This window comes from Formosa undariae, from assembly GCF_042427615.1.
GTDB lineage: Bacteria > Bacteroidota > Bacteroidia > Flavobacteriales > Flavobacteriaceae > Formosa > Formosa undariae.
In genome coordinates, this window is sequence record NZ_JBHMEZ010000001.1 from 113,945 (window position 1) to 135,712 (window position 21,768).

The 21,768-nt window shown below is 36.0% G+C and carries 15 protein-coding genes; all 15 read right to left on the minus strand.

Annotation, left to right across the window (positions count from 1 at the left end; all coding sequences use genetic code 11):
• Positions 1–6 precede the first annotated feature (6 nt).
• Positions 7–963 (minus strand): aldo/keto reductase, encoded by a 957-nt coding sequence (locus tag ACFFVB_RS00530; protein ID WP_382380076.1) that lies wholly within the window; start codon positions 961–963, stop codon positions 7–9.
• Between the two features lie 109 nt (positions 964–1,072).
• Complete coding sequence (locus tag ACFFVB_RS00535) at positions 1,073–2,290, minus strand: bifunctional alpha/beta hydrolase/OsmC family protein (RefSeq protein ID WP_382380078.1); 1,218 nt, start codon at positions 2,288–2,290, stop codon at positions 1,073–1,075.
• Positions 2,291–2,318: 28 nt separating this feature from the next.
• On the minus strand, positions 2,319–2,831 hold the full coding sequence (locus ACFFVB_RS00540) for a peptide-methionine (S)-S-oxide reductase (RefSeq protein WP_382380080.1): 513 nt from the start codon (positions 2,829–2,831) through the stop codon (positions 2,319–2,321).
• A gap of 124 nt (positions 2,832–2,955) precedes the next feature.
• Complete coding sequence (locus ACFFVB_RS00545) at positions 2,956–4,527, minus strand: protein adenylyltransferase SelO (RefSeq protein WP_382380082.1); 1,572 nt, start codon at positions 4,525–4,527, stop codon at positions 2,956–2,958.
• 9 nt (positions 4,528–4,536) lie between these two features.
• Positions 4,537–5,073: a peptide-methionine (S)-S-oxide reductase MsrA gene (gene msrA, locus ACFFVB_RS00550; protein WP_382380084.1), complete on the minus strand. Its 537-nt coding sequence runs from the start codon at positions 5,071–5,073 to the stop codon at positions 4,537–4,539.
• Positions 5,066–5,524 carry a peptide-methionine (R)-S-oxide reductase MsrB gene (gene msrB / locus ACFFVB_RS00555; RefSeq protein ID WP_382380086.1) on the minus strand — a complete coding sequence of 153 codons (459 nt, stop codon included), beginning with the start codon at positions 5,522–5,524 and terminating at the stop codon, positions 5,066–5,068. Before msrB ends, msrA begins: the two co-directional genes overlap by 8 nt.
• A 325-nt stretch (positions 5,525–5,849) precedes the next feature.
• On the minus strand, positions 5,850–7,520 hold the full coding sequence (locus ACFFVB_RS00560) for an alpha-amylase family glycosyl hydrolase (protein ID WP_382380088.1): 1,671 nt from the start codon (positions 7,518–7,520) through the stop codon (positions 5,850–5,852).
• Between the two features lie 3 nt (positions 7,521–7,523).
• Positions 7,524–9,410, minus strand: a complete 1,887-nt coding sequence (locus ACFFVB_RS00565; protein WP_382380090.1) for an alpha-amylase family protein — start codon at positions 9,408–9,410, stop codon at positions 7,524–7,526.
• Positions 9,410–11,794 carry a glycoside hydrolase family 31 protein gene (locus ACFFVB_RS00570; protein WP_382380092.1) on the minus strand — a complete coding sequence of 795 codons (2,385 nt, stop codon included), beginning with the start codon at positions 11,792–11,794 and terminating at the stop codon, positions 9,410–9,412. The genes ACFFVB_RS00565 and ACFFVB_RS00570 overlap by 1 nt, the downstream gene beginning before the upstream one ends.
• 112 nt (positions 11,795–11,906) lie before the next feature.
• Positions 11,907–13,802: a glycoside hydrolase family 13 protein gene (locus tag ACFFVB_RS00575; RefSeq protein ID WP_382380094.1), complete on the minus strand. Its 1,896-nt coding sequence runs from the start codon at positions 13,800–13,802 to the stop codon at positions 11,907–11,909.
• Positions 13,803–13,854: 52 nt separating this feature from the next.
• The gene (locus ACFFVB_RS00580) at positions 13,855–15,969 is read right to left on the minus strand and encodes a glycoside hydrolase family 97 protein (protein WP_382380096.1); all 2,115 of its coding nucleotides are present in this window, start codon (positions 15,967–15,969) and stop codon (positions 13,855–13,857) included.
• Positions 15,970–16,133: 164 nt separating this feature from the next.
• Positions 16,134–18,428 (minus strand): maltose phosphorylase MdxK, encoded by a 2,295-nt coding sequence (gene mdxK / locus ACFFVB_RS00585; protein ID WP_382380098.1) that lies wholly within the window; start codon positions 18,426–18,428, stop codon positions 16,134–16,136.
• Between the two features lie 79 nt (positions 18,429–18,507).
• Complete coding sequence (gene pgmB / locus ACFFVB_RS00590; protein WP_382380100.1) at positions 18,508–19,164, minus strand: beta-phosphoglucomutase; 657 nt, start codon at positions 19,162–19,164, stop codon at positions 18,508–18,510.
• Positions 19,161–20,543: an MFS transporter gene (locus ACFFVB_RS00595; protein ID WP_382380102.1), complete on the minus strand. Its 1,383-nt coding sequence runs from the start codon at positions 20,541–20,543 to the stop codon at positions 19,161–19,163. The genes pgmB and ACFFVB_RS00595 overlap by 4 nt, the downstream gene beginning before the upstream one ends.
• Before the next feature lie 128 nt (positions 20,544–20,671).
• Positions 20,672–21,712 (minus strand): LacI family DNA-binding transcriptional regulator, encoded by a 1,041-nt coding sequence (locus ACFFVB_RS00600; RefSeq protein ID WP_382380104.1) that lies wholly within the window; start codon positions 21,710–21,712, stop codon positions 20,672–20,674.
• Positions 21,713–21,768: the final 56 nt, after the last annotated feature.

Sequence of the window (21,768 nt, forward strand, 5' to 3'; positions counted from 1 at the left end):
ATACGTTTATCGCCAAGCCAAAGCACTTCGTTCTACCCAATACGATTCTGATTCTGTTGCAAATATTTGAAGTTGATGACGTTCTGCTTCGGTTAACCGAAATGACAATGCTTTTAAATTGTCTTGAAGTTGTATACTTGTTAATGCCCCGCTTAACACCACTTGAGGCTCTAGACTATCTATTATAAACCGAATGGCAATAGCATCTATACCTACATTATATTGTTTTGCAAGGAGATTAAAATACGTATAGGCATCCGAATAATTCGGAAAATCACCATTCTCGAACACACGGCCATTCGCCAACGCTTCTTTAATAATGACGGTCTTATTATCGCCTAATAATTGATTTAATATTTTAAATGTTGATTGTTCGAATATATTATAAGTGACTTGAAAACTAGTAAACAACGACTCGCCTTCTACCTGAACTTTTAAAGCCGTTTCTATAATTTCTACCTGATTTGCGCCACTTGTAGATACGCCAATCTGCATACCTGTTTTCTTTTTAATTTCATATAATTCCTGAAGCGCCTCTGTATTCGTAAAAATACCACTGTCTAAAGTTGCTGAATGGACTTGATATATTTTCAACTCTGGTAAAAGCACTTGAGACACTTCCCATTGTTCCTGCAGTTTTGAAAGTGAATGCTCTTTTATTTCATGTTTACCACTGTATCCCAACTCCCAATTCGCCATGTACGTATAGCCCCATTTGGTACTTAAATTCACATCGGGATACTGTCTTAACTTATGCCAATCAATTAAAAACTGCTCGCCTTTTCCGTAAGATGGAGCGACATCGAAATACCGAACTCCAAACCGATATGCATCGTCTAAAACATGCATCGCATTTGCTTTAAACACCGCTTCCGATTGCGATATTTCTTCTTTTTTAATGTTGATGTATTCCGGGCGACCAATAGCCGCTAGTCCTAATCCGATTTGGGTTTGTTTTGACATAGCAATTATAATTTTTGTCTAAATTACTAAACTAGAATTAGAATATAGAAGCGTTCTTGTATTAGATTTTAATGTCTAAAAAAAGTTGTTTATAGTATCCAAATCAGATTTATAGCACTTCTGTTTCGATAATTGTATCTGTAATTAGTGTTTTATGCACCGGACATTTAGACGCTATTTCTTTTAAACGTGCTTTCTGTTTATCGTCTAGATTTCCAACGAATTTTAAAGTCTTCTTTAAGTGATCTATTTGTGCAGGCTTCTCTAAATCTAAATTAAGATCGTCGCTATGTTTTTTCGAATATGTGATATACACAAACACTTCTTGTAAGTCCCATTTTTTACGTTGCGCATATAATTTCAATGTCATCGCAGTACAAGCTGCTAAAGCCGCATTTAAATATTCGTATGGCGATGGTCCGAAATCATCTCCACCAACACTTTCAGGTTCATCGGCAATTAGCGTATGTTTTTTAGTCTGGATATTAGTGGTAAAATTATCTTCTAAAAGATTTAAGTGCGCAACCAATTGCTCCCCGCTGGTATCTAAAATCACACTGTCTTTAGCCTCGAAATAACGTTGTACCCAAGTTCCAATCATATTACCCACATATTCACTATCTCTAGAATCTGACAATAAATGGTCGGCTTGATCTAAACTCACAAAACTTTTAGGATGATGGGCTGTTTTATACAAGCGTTCTGCATTTTCAATAGGCACTACACTATCGAAAGGGGCATGCATAATAAGTAATGGCTTTCTTAGGTTTTTAGTAATTTCTGGTAAATCCGTTTTACTAAAATCGTCTATAAATTCCTTATTTATATTAAAAGGCCGCCCACCGATATTAACCTCGACATCACCTTTTTCTTCGACATCATCAAACCCATGCGAAAACAAATGCGTCACATGTTCTACAGTTGCAGGAGCACCAACAGTTGCCACGGCTTTCACAGAGTCTAATAGAGAAGACGCCACTATAACCGCTGCACCACCAAGCGAATGCCCTACCAATAAAGACGGCGCTTTAAAATGTGCTTCTAAATATTTACTTACCGCCAATAAATCGGATACGTTAGATGAAAAATGACTATCAGAAAACTCGCCTTCACTCCTACCTAATCCTGTAAAATCGAAACGCAACACACCGAAATCATGATTGGTTAACGAGCGACTTATGTTTTTAACCGCAGACAACGTACTCGTACACGTAAAACAATGTGCAAATACGGCAAAATAATTCGGATTCTGATTCGCGGGTAATTCTAAATAGGCCTGAAGTTTTACACCTTTATCATTTTCTATTTCAAGTTTCTGACTTTTCATACTTTGATTTATTATTGAATTAATAATATTAGTTACTTTTTGACGATTCGTTTACATAGACCGCATAACGCTCTAATAAAAGAGTCAATTTAGGCACTATATAAAGTTGGCAAAATGGTTTTTTAGGATTCTGAAGATAGTAATTTTTTATGGCATCTCGAGAAGATTTAAATTCTTGAAACGGATACACCTTGGTAATTAAACTATAATTAAAGTCTTTTTGAAAGCCATTTAAAAGATTTGAAAATCTAGCATTTTGATCTTCAGAAAACACATAAACAGCCGACCGATATGTTTCACGACGACTATGATTTGAAGTACTTTTATGTGTATGTAAATGAATTTCTAGAAGTACAGCTTCTGAAATTTCTAAGGAATTAAAATGAACAATAACCGCTTCAGAAAACGAAGCAGCATCGCCGGTTGAAGCAATATAACCTTGCTCCACAAGACTTACGCCTTTTAAGGATTGAAACACAGCTTCTGTGCACCAATGGCACCCACCACCAAATGCAATTCTATCTTCTATTTTTAATCCCATAAATTTTTGGTCGTAAAAACAGTGGAAACCTAAATTTAAGCTGAAATTAAAACCTTAAAAGATGAATTAAATCATTTAACTCGGATTAATAGAAAAAATAGTAAAGCATCATAAAAAATTCATTTTACGAACTACAAGACAACATCGAACAGCCCACTTTATTCCGTGCCCATTCTGGTCGTTTTGCAAACCATTTTTGAAATTCCGGTTGCTCGTCGTATGGATTTTTTAATAGATTGAATAATTCATCCACCAATGCATAATCTCCTTTTTCAGCATCATCTATAGCCAATTGCGACATATAATTTCTAAGGACATATTTCGGGTTGACACCATTCATTTTTGAAGCACGTTCTGCATCAGACAATGCTTCTTTTTGTAATCGCTCTGAGTACGTTTTAAACCAATTCTTCCAAACCTCTTCAATTTCTGAAGTCATAGCACCTGGATTATAAAAAGCATCTTCAATGAGTTGTAATCCATTTGAAGGATTTTCCTTTTCAAATTGTGAAAGATTTCTAAACGCAATCGTCATATCTGTTTCTAGCATTTGCAACGCATCTTCCAAATCCTGAATGAGTTTTAAGTCCGATTTATCAGCTTCAAAAAGTCCTAATTTTGAACGCATCATCTGTAAAGACTGTGTTTCAAAATTCGTTTTGTATTCATCTAAAACAGCTTGTAACGCATCGACATCTTCAATTAAAGGATACAAAGCATTTGCTAATTGATATAAATTCCAAAGCCCAATATTAGGCTGATTTCCGTAGCGATAGCGTTTATGTTGTCTATCTGTTGTATTTGGTGTCCAACCATAATCGAAACCTTCTAACCAACCGTAAGGCCCGTAATCTATAGTTAATCCTAAGATCGATAAATTATCGGTATTCATTACACCATGCACAAAACCCACACGTTGCCAATCAACAATCATTTTAAGCGTACGTTCAGAAACTTCCTTAAAAAAGGCTAAATACGTTTCTTTTGATGGTGCTCCAAATTCTGGATAAAAATGTTTTATCGTATAATCTGTAAGCGTTTTAAGCGTTTTAGCATCTTCTCGAGACGCTAAAAGTTCAAAGCTTCCAAAACGCAAGAAACTTGGAGCCACACGACACACTACTGCACCTTCTTCGTATTCCGGATTTCCGTTATACATAACATCCCGTAACACTTGATCTCCTGTAACCGCTAACGACAATGCTCGCGTTGTAGGCACTCCCAAATGAAACATCGCTTCGCTACATAAATACTCACGTACAGACGATCTTAAAACCGCCAAACCATCGGCAGTTCTAGAATATGGCGTGGGTCCTGCACCTTTAAGCTGCAATGCCCAACGCTGATTATTGTAATCAATTTCGGTTAAATTTATAGCACGACCATCTCCTAATTGTCCTGCCCAATTCCCGAATTGATGTCCGCCATAACACATGGCAAATGGCTTGGTGTGTTCCAAAACCTGATTCCCTGTAAATACCTTTAAAAATTCTTCCGATTTACTTTCAGCTTCCGTAATTCCTAACGTTTCTAATAATTCTGGAGACACATGAATTAATTCCGGTTTTGCAGTTTGCTTGGGCGTAACATAGGAGAAACAAGCTTCGCTAACCTGACGCCTAGAATTTTCTAAAATCGGATCGGCAGGAAGTTCGCTAGTAAACGTGTCTTTTATATGTGATTTAAAGGTTTTCAATAGGGGTAATTATTTAAGTTTATCGGCATGCATCTGTCTTAACTTAGCCAATTTCGGACTAATTACCGCAGAGCAATACCCTTGTGTTTTATTATTTTCGTAATAGTCTTGATGTTCAGTTTCAGCTTCAAAAAACGGTCCTAACGCACTGATTTCTGTCACAATTTTATCATCAAAATACTGCTGAATACTCTCAACAACCGCTTCGGCTACTACTCTCTCTCTTTCATTCTGATAATAAATCACAGAACGGTATTGTGTACCGCGATCGGCACCTTGACGATTTAAAGTGGTCGGATCGTGACTTGTAAAAAAGATGATTAAAATATCTTGTAACGAAATCACGTTCGCATCGTATGTAATTTGAATAACTTCGGCATGTCCGGTTAATCCCGAACATATTTCACGATATGTTGGTGTTCCTGGAACTGTTCCTCCAGTATATCCTGAAATCACTTTTTCGACACCTTTTATTTGCTGAAAAACAGCTTCTACACACCAGAAACAACCGCCTCCAAGCGTGATAATTTCTTTTGTATTACTCATTGCTTTCTCCTTTCTCTAGCGTAATTGATTCTGAATTTACGCAGTAACGCAATCCACTTGGTTCTGGGCCATCAGGAAACACATGTCCTAAATGCGAATCGCATGTATTGCACATCACTTCTACACGAACCATTCCCATAGCCGTATCTTTTTCGTACTTAATTGCGTTCTCTTCTATAGGCTGTGTAAAACTTGGCCAACCTGATCTTGAATCGAATTTTATGGTAGAATCGAACAACAACGTACCGCAACACACACAACCATATTTACCTGCTTCGTGTGCACTACAAAGCGCTCCGGAATGTGGCGCTTCGGTCCCTTTTAATCTTGCAATTCTAAATTGGTGAGGTGTTAATAATTCTTTCCATTCTTCGTCAGATTTCTCTACACGACGATCTGGTATTGGATTGCCATTCACGGCAAAATCCATTATATTTTTCCATGTAAGCATACTATTCCCTTTCTTTAAATTTGTATTAAAAAATAACACTGATGGTTATATGATATCTGTATTAGACTCATTAACGCACTCAATCTTACATACAAATATGATTAATTCCTAGTGCCCATAAAAATATCGCTTGTTAATAATCACACAATTTTTACTTAAAATACGATTTAGAACTACAATATAAAAATGAATAAAACCTATCGCAATCAATTTACGTGATTGGGATAGGTTTTATTCTTAAATTATAAGTGAATTGCCTTTAATTATGTATTCACCATAGAAAATCAATTTCTGATTCTGTTAAAAATAGTATTACTTCTAATTATTATTTAGACGCCTTAGTTGCTTCTAACAACACTATATCATAGTCATTGTTCAGAATAACATTTCCATTTTCGACAGTAACATCGGTATTAGAATAGGCATCATGAACACTCAAGCGTTCAGGAAAAACGCCTCCAACAGGTATTATTTTTTTTCCTTTTTCAAGATTTAAACCAATAATCACTCTATCTTCAAAATCGTCTTTTTTATAAACTCGAGAAAACACATAAGGCGCTTCAGAAATCATTTGATGTCTTCCTGCCCCAACCGCTGGATGGTTTGCTCTAAACTGACCAAGACGTTGCCAATGTGCTAAAACTGCTTGTGTTTTTGGATTAGATTTTATATCGTCCCAATTCATAAACGTCCGTAAATTAGCATCTCCAATAGCACCTTCGGCATGGAGTATTCTAGCCGACTCATCGCCATAATAAATTTGTGCAGCACCTTGAGTTAGCAACAATTTTGTAGCCGTTTCGAAAGGTTTTACACGCATAGGATCGAATGGCTGCCCATCGTCGTGCGAGCTTAAATAATTAAGCACACTATAGCCTATTAAATCATTATGAAGAATACTATCGTATTTAGTAAACATAGATTCGTAGTCCATTTGTTCGGCATTCCACTTAAATTCAAAATTGATTAATTGGTTGAATGCTTTATCGAAATAATTGACTTTACGGTCGCCAAAATCAAACGCTTTTTCATTACTAATTGCATAATTATACACTTCCCCTACAAGGTAGAATCCGTTGTCATCTAAGACTTTTTCGGGATTTTCCATTTTATACTGAGCAAAAGCAGTATCTACAACGCTTCTAAATTCTTGCCATACATAAGGTTCCGTATGCTTAACGGTATCTACACGATACCCATCAATTCCGAATTCTGTAATATAATCTGCCAGCCATTTCATGATATAAAAACGAGGTGCTCTTGGGTATCCTGTGCTTTCAAAAAAGGCATCTAATTCCGCTACTTCTTTCTCATATCGGCCTTCCGTTTTCCATTTTTCGATTAATTGCGGAGGCAGTTCTACAGCCTCATTACTCTCTGTTCTAATATCTGGTAAATTCTCTACCAAAGTACAACTTACCGTGCTATCAAAATCATGATAATCGCAAGAAGGACCTGTTCTTACCCAACTTTGTGGCCAAACAGGATCTTGATCTGTCACAGGACCTCTATGATTAATAACAGCATCTAAAACAATACGAATCCCTCTTTTATGAGCAGCTTCTACTAATTTTTTTAAATCGTCTCTTGTTCCAAAATCCGGATCTAAATTCGTCCAATCCTTAGTCCAATATCCATGAAAACCATAAGAGAGCCCAGTACCTTCATCTGTTCCACCATGAATTTGTTCAACAATCGGCGTCATCCAGATGGCATTTACACCTAAATTAGTAAAATAACCAGATTCTACTTTTTGTGTTACCCCTTTAATATCTCCACCTTCAAAGCCTCTTAAAATACCAGTTTCCTTATCCCTATCAAAATTCTCATCGTTAGAAGTGTCTCCATTATTAAAACGGTCGACTAACATAAAATAGATTGTAGCCGCATCCCATTCGAAAGGCACTTCTACTTCTTTTTCAATTGATTTATCAGTTTTGTTTTGACATCCTGTAACCATAATTCCTAATATTAAAACGACTATAAAGTTACGCATAATCTATTGCAATTTAAAGATGAAAGATTGTAAAGGATTTACTGCAATCTTGGCTTCGGCACCGTTTTCTGAAACTTGTAAAAGTGTTTGATACGACTTATACAATTGATCTTCTAACATATGCTCACCTGGTTTTAATTGCCATGCATCTACAAGTTCTTTTGGTAATTTTAAATAGAACTCTGTACCGTAATCAGCATCGAAATTATTAACAATTATAAGCTTCTCGTTTTCACTCCATCTTACATAAGAGAACTGTTTCAACCCATAATCGCCAGTGTTATGTGTATTATAATCATGAAGGTCCTGATAGTTTCCCATTAGTGCCTCACTAGAAATCGTGAAGTTTAACAACCGTTTGTAAAAATCGTATAATTCTAATTCTTCTGAAGTAGATTGTCCGCCATCGAATTGCTTATCATTTACCCAACGTCTTAAGGTTGGCACGCTTCCATAATCAAAAATTGACGTTCTAGAAGGATCTCCAAATCCTAAATCTTCTGCTCCAGGTTCTCCAAATTCTTGTCCGAAATAAATTAATGTAGGCGATGTGCTTATGGTTGCAGAAACCACTATGGCTGGTTTGGCTTTAAAGGCATTCCCTGCAAACTCTGGACTTGCAATACGTTGTTCGTCGTGGTTTTCTAAGAAATGCAACATGTGGTGTTCGATATCGCTTAAATCACTCTGTATAGGCACAATATCGTCGGTTTTCCCCCAACCTTGCATCACGTGTTTTAGCGTATCGTACAACTGAACTTTATCGTATAAATAGTCCATTTTTCCTTTACGAATGTAATCTCTATATAAACTCGGATTATACACTTCGGCTAATAAGAACGCCTTTGGGTTTTCCATTTTTATAGCAGAATTCATATAACTCCAAAATTCTACTGGCACCATTTCGGCCATATCGTAACGGAATCCATCCACACCTTTTGCGGTCCAATACAATGCAATATCTTTAAATTTTACCCAAGAATCTGGCACGGTTTTATCTTGCCAAAAATCGAAATGTGCTTTATAATCTTTGGTGTCAAATCCGTCTGGCAAGCTATCAAAATCATGATGACCTTCTGGAGTTACACCGTAATTTATCTTTACTGTTTCGTACCAATCGTTAGGATCTGGTTGTGATAAACGTGAGCCATTTCCGGTCCATTTCGATGGATTTTCATCAAACTTACCATCTAACAACGCATGTTTAGAACCTCCTAAAGGCACATATCCATTACGGCGTTCTGGCACCACAAAAGGTTCGCCTGGATTGTAATAGAAATTATTATTTACACTATAAACAACCGTTTTATCGTCGGTTTCACCAAAATCGGTTACACCCTCTGGTTTTGAAATACTCTTATAATTTCTAGCTACGTGATTAGGAACAATATCAATAATAACTTTTAACCCTGCCTGATGAGAACGTTCAATTAAAGCTTCAAATTCTTGTAAACGCTCTGCTGGATTTTCGGCTAAATCCGGATTCACGTTATAATAATCTTTAACCGCATACGGAGAACCTGCACGCCCTTTTACAACATCGGGATCGTCGTTAGAAATACCATATGCAGTATAATCTGTAATCACATCGTGATGCGGCACACCGGTATACCAAATATGAGTAACACCTAAATCTTTAATTTCAGATAAGGCCTTATCGGTAAAGTCGTTAAACTTCCCAACTCCGTTTTCTTCGATAGTTCCCCACGGTTTATTGGTTTCATTTGTATTCCCGAATAAACGTGTAAATACTTGATAAACGACTTCCTTTTTTGGTGTGGTTGCAGTTTCTGCCTTATTACTTTCTTTCAAAATATTTTTCTTTTTAGAATCACAGCTGATTAAAACTAAGAAAATCATTGCAATTGACACTATACCTTGTTTAAACATTATAAAATTATTTTAATTTCTAACTCAGAGTCTACGTCCCATACCAGTGGAACTTCTAAAATATGCTTGTATTTATCGTATGTAAACGCCATCTCCTTTTTACCAATTTTGATACGTTCTGGATCTGTCTCCATATTATGAATTATAAGCTGAATTGTCTTTGAATACACTTTATATGCTGAACCTATTTCATCTTTAAACACAAATTGCATTCCTTTTTTATTCTGTGAATAAGAAAAATTAAGCAGTTCATATTCTCCTTTTTCAAAAGCGTTAACCGTTATACCCTCATCATTATATAACGTAGAAGAACTGCTTGTAATTGAAGCATCGTGATAGTAATGAAGCAATAAATTATGTCCTGTATACGACTTGGTATTTTGCATACGTTTTGCCATCGGAATAAAAGCACCTCCTTTAACATAGGTTGGAATGCTATTTTCGACTACCGAAACTGTTTTGGTTTGTCCGCCTTCAATTTTTTCATCTGTATAAAAATCGAACCACAGATTATTTTTCGGGAACATCACCTCATGCGTTTTTACGCCTGCTTCTAAAATAGGCGATACCAGAAAGGAATCTCCCCAATAATAGGTGTTTGCCAAATTTTGAAATGTGACATCTTTCGGATTTTCAAAAAACAATGGACGCATTAACGGTGTTCCATTTTTATGATTCTGAAACGCAAGATTATAATTATACGGCAATAAAGCATAGCGTAATCTTATGGCTTTTCGCGCCAAATTCTTTGCATGTTCGTTTCTAAAAACAGGTTCGCTAGCCACTCCTTCCTGTGCGTGAGGTCTGTATATAGGCTGAAAAACACCGTATTGCAACCAACGCACATACAACTCGTCGTCAAGATTATCGCCAGCAAAACCGCCCAAATCACTATGCATATATCCTAAACCTTGCATTCCCATTTGTAAAGCAATTTCTGGCTGACTTTGTAATCCGCCCCAAGTGCGATTCACATCTCCCGACCACGGAATTAATCCGTAACGTTGCGAACCAGAATATCCAGCACGCATTAACACAAAAGGTCGCACTTTTGAATGTACTTTTAAACTACTTTCATAAACCAATCGCGCCCAATCGTGACCATAAATATTATGAACCTCGTCTGCCGTCCCTGTGGCATGTAGTAATTCTTTTGGATGTACTTCGGGTTCGCCTAAATCGCCCCAAATTCCAGATACGCCCATCTGAAACAAATCTTTATAAACGTTAGAAAACCAATCGAAACCAGACTTACTATAGATATCGACAAGACCTGTATTACCAAAAAAGAAATCGTAAGTAAACGGATGTCCTAATGAGTCTTTCGCTAAGGCATCTTGCTCGACAGCTTCCTGCCATCGGCTAGAAGTTGTTAATACAAAAGGCTCAGTAATTAAAATGGTATTTACGCCTTCTTTATCGAAATCTTCAATCATTTTTTTAGGCATTGGAAACGAATCTGTATCGAATGCTAGGTTACCCATTGTGCCTTTTACCTCTTTCCCAAACCAATATAAATCTAAGATCACGGCATCTACAGGAATTTCTTCATCTTTAAATTTAGAAATGGTCGCACGGGTTTCTGCTTCGGAATGATATCCAAAACGACTAGAAAAATTCCCTAAAGCCCAACGTGGTGGCATGGGTTGTTTTCCTGTTAATTCGGTATAATTATCTATAATATCCACCCAAGAATCTGAAGCTATAACCTGATAGGTTTTTCGTCCAGAAATAGTCTCATAAGTCAGACTATTATCGTGTTTACTATCTAAATCTAGATACCCGATAGGCGCATTGTCGAAATGAATCATGTATTGTTTAGAAGACATGACTATTGGCAAGGTAAAATTCATTAACTCGCTATGCGTTTCGTAACCATAATGTGCACGATTATATAATTGCAAACGGTGTCCGCGACGATTCATCCCTAATGCTCTTGCGCCACCGCCATACAATACTTCGGTGTCATCTAAATTAAACTGAATCGCATCGCCTTCATCCGTTTTCGAATAGCCTTCTTTTTCTGAAATTAAAGGGTATCCTTTATACGTATATTGCACTTGAAATGGGGATTTTTTAATAACCACCGACAGTTCTTTTGATTTTAAAATCACAGCTTCTGGAGTATCCGAGATGCTAGAAAACGCTATCCAGTCTTTTAAAACTACAGCATGAGATTCTGGAATCACACGTTCTCCATCAGGAACAAAAGTGGTTTCGACTATCTCCGTGTTATAAAGTTTTATCAAATAAAAACCATCGTTAACTACGACCTTGTAACCGTCTGTAGTGGTTTCTGAAGACACGTAAGTCCTATTGGAATTTTGAGCAAAACTAACCTGTGAAATACAGAGCGCAATAAAAAAATATAAGATGTTTTTCATTTTATTTTAACATTGAAAAGGTAAACGGAATCGTTTTAAGTAAAGCACCCTATAGCGTATTCAAACTAACGCCTAAAACACAATTTAAACGCAATATAAAAGCGGGTGACAATTAATGCTTTGTCGTTAATAAAAGCGGACCTTTTTCAGTAAGCTTTAAACGTTCGCCCCATTCTAAGGTTGTTCCTGTGACTACGTTTTTAAGTGTTTTGCCTTCTAAATTCAATTCTTTATAGTGCGCTAGATCTAAATCTTTAACGTCTTCATTTTTGTTTAAAATTAAGACAACCGTTTCAGTGTCTTGAATTCTACATAAAATGTAAACACCATCTTCTGGAGCAAAATGAACGGTTTTACCATCATGAATGGCTTTGCTCTTTTTTCTATAATTTAAAACTTTAGACACAAAATCTTGCATCTTCGCTTGGTCGTCGGACAATCCTGAACCTATAAATGCATTAACAGTATCATCTTGCCAACCGCCAGGGAAATCAGAGCGAATTAAACCATGGTCGTCGGGTTGCGCAGTGTTTTGCATTAAAATTTCTGTACCATAATACATTTGAACAATCCGCGGCATTAGGAAAATGTAGCTCAACGCCATTTTAGTATTAGCAATATTTTCATGAAGCTGAGTAAACACACGATCCATATCGTGATTATCCGTAAAGATTAAAATATCTTCAGGAGTCGTATAGGCAAAATCCATAGCCAAACCTTCGTACATTTTCACAAAACCGGTGGCCCAATCTTCATTTTCATTTAATGCACTTATTATATTTTGTTGCATCGGAAAATCCATAGTCGATTTTAAGTGCGACTCGTAACCTTCCTTATTAGGAGTACCAGCTTGCCAATATCTAACCAATAACGGGTTTGTACTCCATTCTTCACCTACGATATTAAAATTCGGGTATTCTGACATTATCGCAGCCGCCCAAGTACTCATAAATTTTTTATCGGAATACGGATAGGTATCTTGGCGAATACCTGCAAGCCCCAAAGTTTCTATCCACCATATATTATTCTGAATAATATACTTTGCCATAAATGGATTTCTCTGATTTAAATCGGGCATAGACGGTACAAACCAGCCTTCGGTCATGTCTTTTTTATCGACTGCTGAAGCATATGCATCTTGATTTGTAGTCCGTCGGTGATTCGAATTACGAAGTGTCCCTTCCGTCTTAAACGTTTCTTGCTGATTCACCCAGTCGTTAAAAGGTAAATCTTTCATCCACCAATGTTCGCTTCCGCAATGATTCGCTACCATATCCATGATAAGCTTTAAACCTCGAGATTCCATTTTTTGAGCCAATTCTTTATAATCTTGAAGTGTTCCAAAACGCGGATCGACTTCATAAAAATCGGTCATGGCATACCCATGATAAGATGAAGAATTCATATCGTTTGTCAACATTGGCGTTGGCCAAATTGCTGTAAATCCTAAATTCTCTATATAATCTAAATGATTTATTATACCGCGAATATCACCTCCGTGTCTCGCATAATTATCGCTTCGATCTACTCTTTGCTCTCTTAAATCGGTATCGATATCATTTTTAATATTTCCATTAGAAAACCGATCTGGCGTAATTAAATACATCGCATCGGAACTATTAAAACCAATATAATCTTCGGCCTTTTTAAGGCGTGTTTTTAATTCGTATGCACATTCAAACGAGGTCCCATCTGTTCTCCGAAAGACTATATCGAATGTTCCTGCCACTGTTGAAGCGTCAATAATTAAATCGACAAATAAATAATTCGAACTATGAGCCTGGTGCACTTCAGAAATGGAAACTCCCGGATAATTAATTTCGGGAATGGCACTTCCTATTTCAGGACCTTTAACTAGCAATTGTAATTCTGAACTTTCGAAACCTACCCACCAATTCGGTGGCTCTACATGTGTAATCTGCGCACTTAAATTCAGACTAAAAAACAGTAATACCATAGAAAAAATAGTTTGTTTATTGTTTACTAATTCTTTAGATAATTTACGCATAACTACACACTTTTTTAGTATAAAAAACAGTATTCCGAAATAAAAATTTTAATTATTTCACTTCCATGATACTAATAGCATAACCACCTCCAGGAACAGATACTTGAGATAATTTGGTTTTGTAATTCACCTTTTGTTTTGTGACCTTATAAGCCTGAGGATTGGTTTTATAATCGGCATCCTTAGCATCGGCATACATTATGGCTTCGTACTTTTTATCTTTATCTAAGAAATCTAAGGTGATTTTAGATGTTCTCTTAGTGTATCCGTTTACATTCCCTACAAACCAACTACTACTGCCTTTTTCTTTTCTAGCGACAGTAATATATTGTCCTGGTTCTGCTTCTAAATAAATACTGTCGCCCCAATCTATAGCGACATCTTTTATAAACTGAAAGGCATCCATAAATTGCTCGTAATGTTCAGGGAAATCTGCTGCCATTTGCAACGGGCTGTACATGGTAACATACAATGCCAACTGATTTGCAATTGTACTATTTACATGCGAGTTGTTGTTGGGACTAAATTTACTAATATCCATTTCGAAAATCCCAGGTGTATAATCCATAGGACCTCCAATTAATCGTGTAAATGGCAAAACGGTAACGTGATTTGGCTTAGAACCTCCAAAAGCTTGGTATTCGGTTCCTCGTGCAGATTCGTTTCCTATTAAATTAGGATATGTTCTAGCAACACCTGTTGGTCTTACAGCTTCGTGTGCATTGACCATAATTTTGTATTCAGCTGCTTTTTCGATGGCATACTGATAATGATTTACAATCCATTGATTATAATGATTTTCTCCGCGAGGCAAAATATCGCCTACATAACCACTTTTTACTGATTTGTATCCGTTTGCATTCATAAACTGATACGCTTCATCCATGTGGCGCTCGTAATTACGGACAGAAGCTGAGGTCTCGTGATGCATCATCATCTCTACACCTTTAGATTTCGCGTAAGCATGAATACCTTCCACATCAAAATCAGGATATGGTGTTACAAAGTCGAAAACATAATCTTTAGAATGTCCGAACCAATCTTCCCAACCTTCATTCCAGCCTTCTACTAAAACAGCATCGAAACCATGTTCGGCAGCAAAATCAATATATTTTTTTACATTTTCATTATTTGCAGAGTGTGTTTTATTTGGAGACACTTTAGAATAATCTGTAACCCCTAATTGAACCGATGGTAAATCGTCTGTATAATTCCAAGATCCTTTGCCGGTAATCATTTCCCACCAAACACCTACGTATTTTACAGGTTTAATCCACGATGTATCTTCAATCGCACAAGGCTCATTTAAGTTGTATGTTAATTTTGAAGCCAGAATATCACGTGCATCATCACTCACCATAACAGTTCTCCAAGGCGATGTTGTTGGTGCCTGAATATAGCCTTTATCGCCATTAGAATCTGGTGTTAACCAAGACTCGAACACCATATTTTTATCGTCTAAATTAAGATGCATACAGGAGTAATTTATTAAAGCCGCTTCGTGTAAATTTATGTATAAACCATCGTCGGTTTTCATAATTAATGCCGTTTGCACACCTGTTGGAGAAAATGATGTTTGAGATAAATTTGCAGTTACAGCACCTTCAGAATATCCACGAATTTCAGATAGTTTAGATTCTGTATAATCGTATTCCTGAGTATCGTAATCTCCTGGAATCCAAAACGCAGTATGATCGCCTGCCATGGCAAATTGAGTACGCTCTTCTTTTATTGTAAAATACACTAAGTTTTTCTGTTCGGGAAATTCGTAACGAAACCCTAGCCCTTCATCAAACAAACGGAAACGAATAATAACCATGCGTTCTGTGTCTTCTTGGGTTAAGGTTACAGCCAATTCATTATAATGATTTTGAATGGTTTTCACTTCGCCCCAAACCGGAGTCCATGACTCATTAAAAGTAGCTGTTTCCGTATTCGTAATTTTAAAATCATTTAATAAAGATTTTTCATCATCTTTTAATTCTAATCCCAAACGACTCGTCTTTATAACCTCCTTATTTTTATAAGATAATTTATACGTTGGAGTTCCGTTTTCTTGAAGTTCAAAATGCATAGTTAAGTCACCACTAGGCGATTTTAACTCTTGTGCATGAGTCATATTAATAGACGCGAACAAAACAATTAAATAGGGCATAATATTTTTCATTAATCTGTATTTCAATTTAATTTTTCAATTACAAAACAGCAAGCGTTAATCTATTAAAGACAAGTGCATTCTGACCATTATTTAATTCTGAATGAGACAATTATTAAAAACCTCTACTACAAAAATTGGAAGCCAAACTATCAAAACGCACTATCCTTAATTTTTTAATCTTCTAACTGAAGTACTACTTTTTTATTATTAGCGAGTATTTCTAATTCGCTACCTTTTTCAAGTTTAAATTCAGCTCCTTTTTGAGTCACTTTTACTTTTACGACTTGATTTCTAAAATTCACTTTAAACGAATATCCTTCCCATTGTTGTGGAATTTTAGGTTCGAAAGACAGCATATTATCTTTAATTCGCATACCTCCAAAACCTTCAACAATACTCATCCAAGTTCCTGCCATAGACGTAATATGCAGACCTTCTTCAACTTCTTTATTGTAGTCGTCTAGATCTAAACGCGATGTACGTAAATAGAACTCGTAAGCCTGATCCATACGATTTAATTTTGCAGCTTGAATACTATGTACACAAGGAGATAATGAACTTTCGTGAACCGTAAATGGTTCGTAAAAATCGAAATGACGCTCTAATTCTTCCGTAGTAAAATGATCTTCGAAAAAGTAGAATCCTTGTAACGTATCGGCTTGCTTAATATAAGGTGAACGTAAAATACGATCCCAAGACCATTTTTGATTAATTGGGCGTGATGCCTTATCTAAATCTGCTACTGTAATTAATTCTTTATCTAAGAAACCGTCTTGTTGTAAGTATACATTATCTTTTTCCGAAAATGGTAGATACATATTTCCTGCTACAGCCTTCCATTTTTCTAATTCTTCTGGAGACAGGTTTACTTTATCTTGAATTCTACTAAAATCGTCTTCAAACTCTTTAGCGACTTTCTTGATGTTTTCTATAGCATAATCAATACACCACTTTGCAATATAATTGGTGTAGAAATTATTATTTACGTTGTTTTCGTATTCATTTGGCCCAGTAACTCCAAGAATAACATATTTATTATGAGCTGTAGAAAGCGTAGCACGTTGTTGCCAAAAACGCGCAATTCCGATTAATACTTCTAATCCTTTTTCAGGAATGTAGCTATAATCGTTTGTGTATCTGTAATAGTTGAAAATGGCAAATGCAATGGCCCCGTTTCTATGAATTTCTTCGAATGTAATTTCCCACTCATTATGGCATTCTTCGCCATTCATGGTTACCATTGGGTATAAAGCCGCACCGTTTGTAAACCCTAATTTACCTGCATTTTCTATAGCACGATCTAAATGATGATACCGGTATTCTAATAAATTACGCGCCACTTTCTGATCTTTGGTCGCCATATAAAACGGAATACAATACGCTTCGGTATCCCAATATGTGCTTCCTCCGTATTTCTCGCCTGTAAACCCTTTTGGACCTATATTTAAACGCGCATCTTTACCTAAGTACGTGTGATTTAATTGCATGATATTAAATCGAATCCCTTGCTGCGCCTTAACATCTCCAGAAATGGTAATATCTGCCATGTCCCAAATTTTAGCCCAAGCTAATTCTTGTTGCACTAACAAATGTTGAAATCCTAAGCTTACCGCTTTACTTAACGTTGCTTTTGCTGCCGCGACTAATTGCGAAGCCTCGTGATTACGATCTACAGTATAACCACCATATTTATGAATAGAGAATGTTTGATTTTGTTTTACTGACGTTGTAAATTTAAACGTAATTCGTCTATCGGTATGCGATGTTTCCTCTTTGGCATCTAGTTTTTGTCCGTCTAAGAAATATTCAGAAGTCATAAACGTACACGTTTTAAACTCCGTTTTCATAGTATGCGCTTCAATAAATGCCATGGCACCATCTTGAGTTACTCCTGTTGTTTCCCAAAATTTATCGTCCCAATTGGTATCTTCATTGGTAATTGCAGAATCTAAATAGGGCTCGAAGGTAATTTCTGCATCACCATTTATTGGTGTTACATTATAAGAAATGGCACCAACCTCATCTAAATCGATACTTAAAAAACGTTTTGTTTCTACACGTATTTGCATGTCGTTTGGTAAGGTCGCTTCAAAAGAACGCGACAGCCAACCTTCTTTCATATTTAATTCACGTTTAAAATCTGAAACGTGTTTACATCTAAATAAATCTAAAGGATTTCCGTTTACGAATACATTAATACCAATCCAACTTGGAGCATTTAATACTTTAGCAAAATATTCTGGATACCCATTTTTCCACCAACCTACACGTGTTTTATCGGGATAATACACGCCTGCGATATAACTTCCTTGAAATGTTGGTCCAGAATAGTACTCTTCAAAATTAGCACGTTGCCCCATGGCACCATTACCGATACTAAATAAACTTTCTGACGATTTAACGCGTTCTACATCAAATCCTTCTTCAATAATCGACCAATTGTCTGGTTTAATATAATCTTGATTCATTTTTTATTTAAGATAATAAAATACCGCGATTTATATACTGAAGAAGAATCATTCAGTTTATGTTACGCTTTAGGGTATTCTAGTTGTTAATTAATTTATTTATAAATTCTGTTGAAATCTCAGTGAAGTCGTTAAAAATATAATCGGCTTCATGTAACACGTCTTCACTACCAATACCAATAGAAATCATATGTGCCGCATTTGCCGCTTGTACTCCTGCAACAGAATCTTCAAAGACAATACAATCTTCTGGTTTTACATTTATAGCATCTGCAGCATTTAAAAACACTTCTGGGTCTGGCTTTGCTTTAGAGACATCGTTCCCATCTACAATAGCTTCAAACTTATCTAGGATGTTCACTTTCTCTAATATAACTCTTGCGTTTTTACTTGCAGAACCTAAAGACACACCTTGTTTGTTGTCTTTTAAATAATCTAGAACCCGAGGTACATCTGGAAGAATTTCAGAATCGTCCATTTTATTTATAAACTCTAAATATTCAGTGTTTTTTAAAGTCATTAAGTCTTGAAACTTCTCTTCGGAAACTGTAGTTTCTCCCCAAGTCAGTATTTTTTTAAGCGATTCTACTCTGCTTACGCCTTTAAGTTGTTCGTTTTGAATTTCGGTAAAATCGAATCCCAAACTATTGGCTAGATTTTTCCAAGCCAAAAAATGATATTTTGCAGTGTCTACAATAACACCGTCTAAATCGAATATAAATCCTTTTCTTTTCATACGTTTTCTAATTCTGGTTGATACGATATCGCATTTTTATCTGTGATTAACAAGTTACAAAATCCTGCAATAATTAGACTTAAACCTGCTACTAACATGGCGTTTATAGTTTCTTCTCCTATTAAACTGGATACAAAATTAATCCCACCTATTGCGGCAATAATTTGTGGTATAACTATAAACATATTAAAGATTCCCATAATTACACCCATTTTTGTTGGATCTACCGCACTTGATAGCATGGCATATGGCATAGATAAGATACTACCCCAAGCAATTCCGACGAGTATAAATGAGTATTTTAAAAATTCTGGCGCAGGTATAAAGTACATGGATAAAAATCCTAATCCGCCTATAAACAGCGAACCCATATGTACATATTTACGATTAATACGTTTTTTAGATGTATAAAAGGCCAACACTAAGGCAAAAACCATAGACGATAGTCCGTATACTCCCATAGAAGACCCTACTAAATTTGAAGATTTTTGAAACGCTGTATTAGCAACATCAAAAGCTTCGGCCTGAGCAGGAATTGTTAAATTGTAAGCAGATTCTATTGGTGCAGGCGTATGATAAATATGTTCTGTTAATGCTGGATTAGCCAAACTCCACATGGTAAAAAACGCGAACCAACTAAAGAACTGAATCAATCCTAGTTTTTTCATCGTGGTTGGCATATTCCCTATATTATTATTAATATCTGAAATAAATGAGTTTTTCTTGGCCTTCTCTTTTTCGAAAGCCTCCATGTCTTCTGGCGGATACTCTGAAGTAGTAAACACGGTATACAAAATACTTGCTAAAAAAACCACAGCACCAATAGCAAAAGCGACTTTTACCGACATGGGTACAACTCCCATAGGCGCGGCATCACTAACACCGAGCTGAGATACCATCCAAGGCAAATTACTTGCTACCCAAGTACCAATACCAATAATTAAAGTTTGGACTACAAAACCATAAGACCTCTGAGAATCGGGCAATTTATCGGCGACTAACGCGCGAAAAGGTTCCATAGAGACATTAATAGATGCATCTAAAATCCATAAAAAACCTGCAGCTACCCATAGTACAGGAGAATGTGGTACAATTAATAATGCAATAGAGCTTAATACAGCTCCGATAAGAAAATAAGGCTTTCGTCTTCCCCAACGCGGGCTCCAAGTACGATCGCTTAAATAACCTATAATGGGTTGAATTAACAAACCAGTTAAAGGCGCGGCTATCCATAACATTGGAATCGCTTCCTTGTCGGCACCTAGCGTTTGAAATATTCGAGACATAAAGCCTCCTTGTAATGCAAATCCGAATTGTATTCCTAGAAAACCGAAACTCATGTTCCAAATTTCCCAAAAATTGAGGGCACGCTTTTTCATCATAGTATATTTTAATGAATACCATTGACAAGCGAAAAACTTATCAAAACTTATTGTGAGAAGTAAAAATACAAGTTTTGATTGTGGCGCTAATATACAAAAGATTTTAAATTAGCCTATGTTAAATTTTATTTAGTGGATTCTCTTTCTTTTAATTCGGTTTCTATCACAACCGATTTAAAATACTCGTATTCAGACTCATTCTCTAATTTCTCTATTAACAATTCGGCTGCTACGGCTCCAATTTTCTTTCCATGCTGACAAACAGTTGTAAGTGTTGGCGTAGAGTGACGAGACAAAACACCATCTGTAAAACCAATAACTTGAAGATCTTCTGGGATTTTTTTACCTAGTTTTCGTGCGACTTTCATCACTGTTATGGCATACAATTCGTTGACAGCGAAAACACCATCTATTTTAGGATTTTCTAAAAATAGAGTCATAAGTTCTTCTTCTAAAAATTCAATATAATCTTCGGAAACCAACTTATCATCCACCTTTAAAATTAGCTCAGACCGGGTTTCTATATTATGTTCGTTAAGCGCTTCAATATAGCCCTGCGTGCGTAAACGCCCCACACTAATGTAGTCTTTGGTGGTAATAATAGCGATGTTTTTACATTGATTTTCTATCAGTTTAACTACTGCTTTTTTAGCCCCATTTAAATCATCTACAACAACCTTATCACAATTTATTTCATTAACGACACGATCGAACATGACAATAGGCATCCCCTGACTAATCGTTTCATTAAAGTGATGATAATCTTGCTTTAATAAGGTTTGTTTAGACATCGATAAAATAAAACCATCGATACTGCCATTGGCTAGCATTTCCATATTAATCACCTCCTTATCGAAAGACTCATTAGAGAGTCCAATAATTACATTATACCCCTTCTTATTCGCTACTTCTTCTATGCCTTGAATGACTTTAGAGAAAAAATGGTGTACAATTTCAGGAATTATAATCCCTATCGTTTTTGTCTTTCTATTCTTTAAACTTAACGCAATATTGTTAGGTCTGTAATTATACAATTTCGCAAAGGCTTTAACCTTCTCTCTTGTATCTTCACTAATTTCTTTACTGTTTCGCAATGCTTTAGAAACTGTAGCAATAGACACATCTAATTCTTTCGCTATTTGTTTTAAGGTGACTTTCTTTTTCATTACTTATACATTTATCTACAAATATACTACAACCTTGTCATTTTTCAATATTTAAC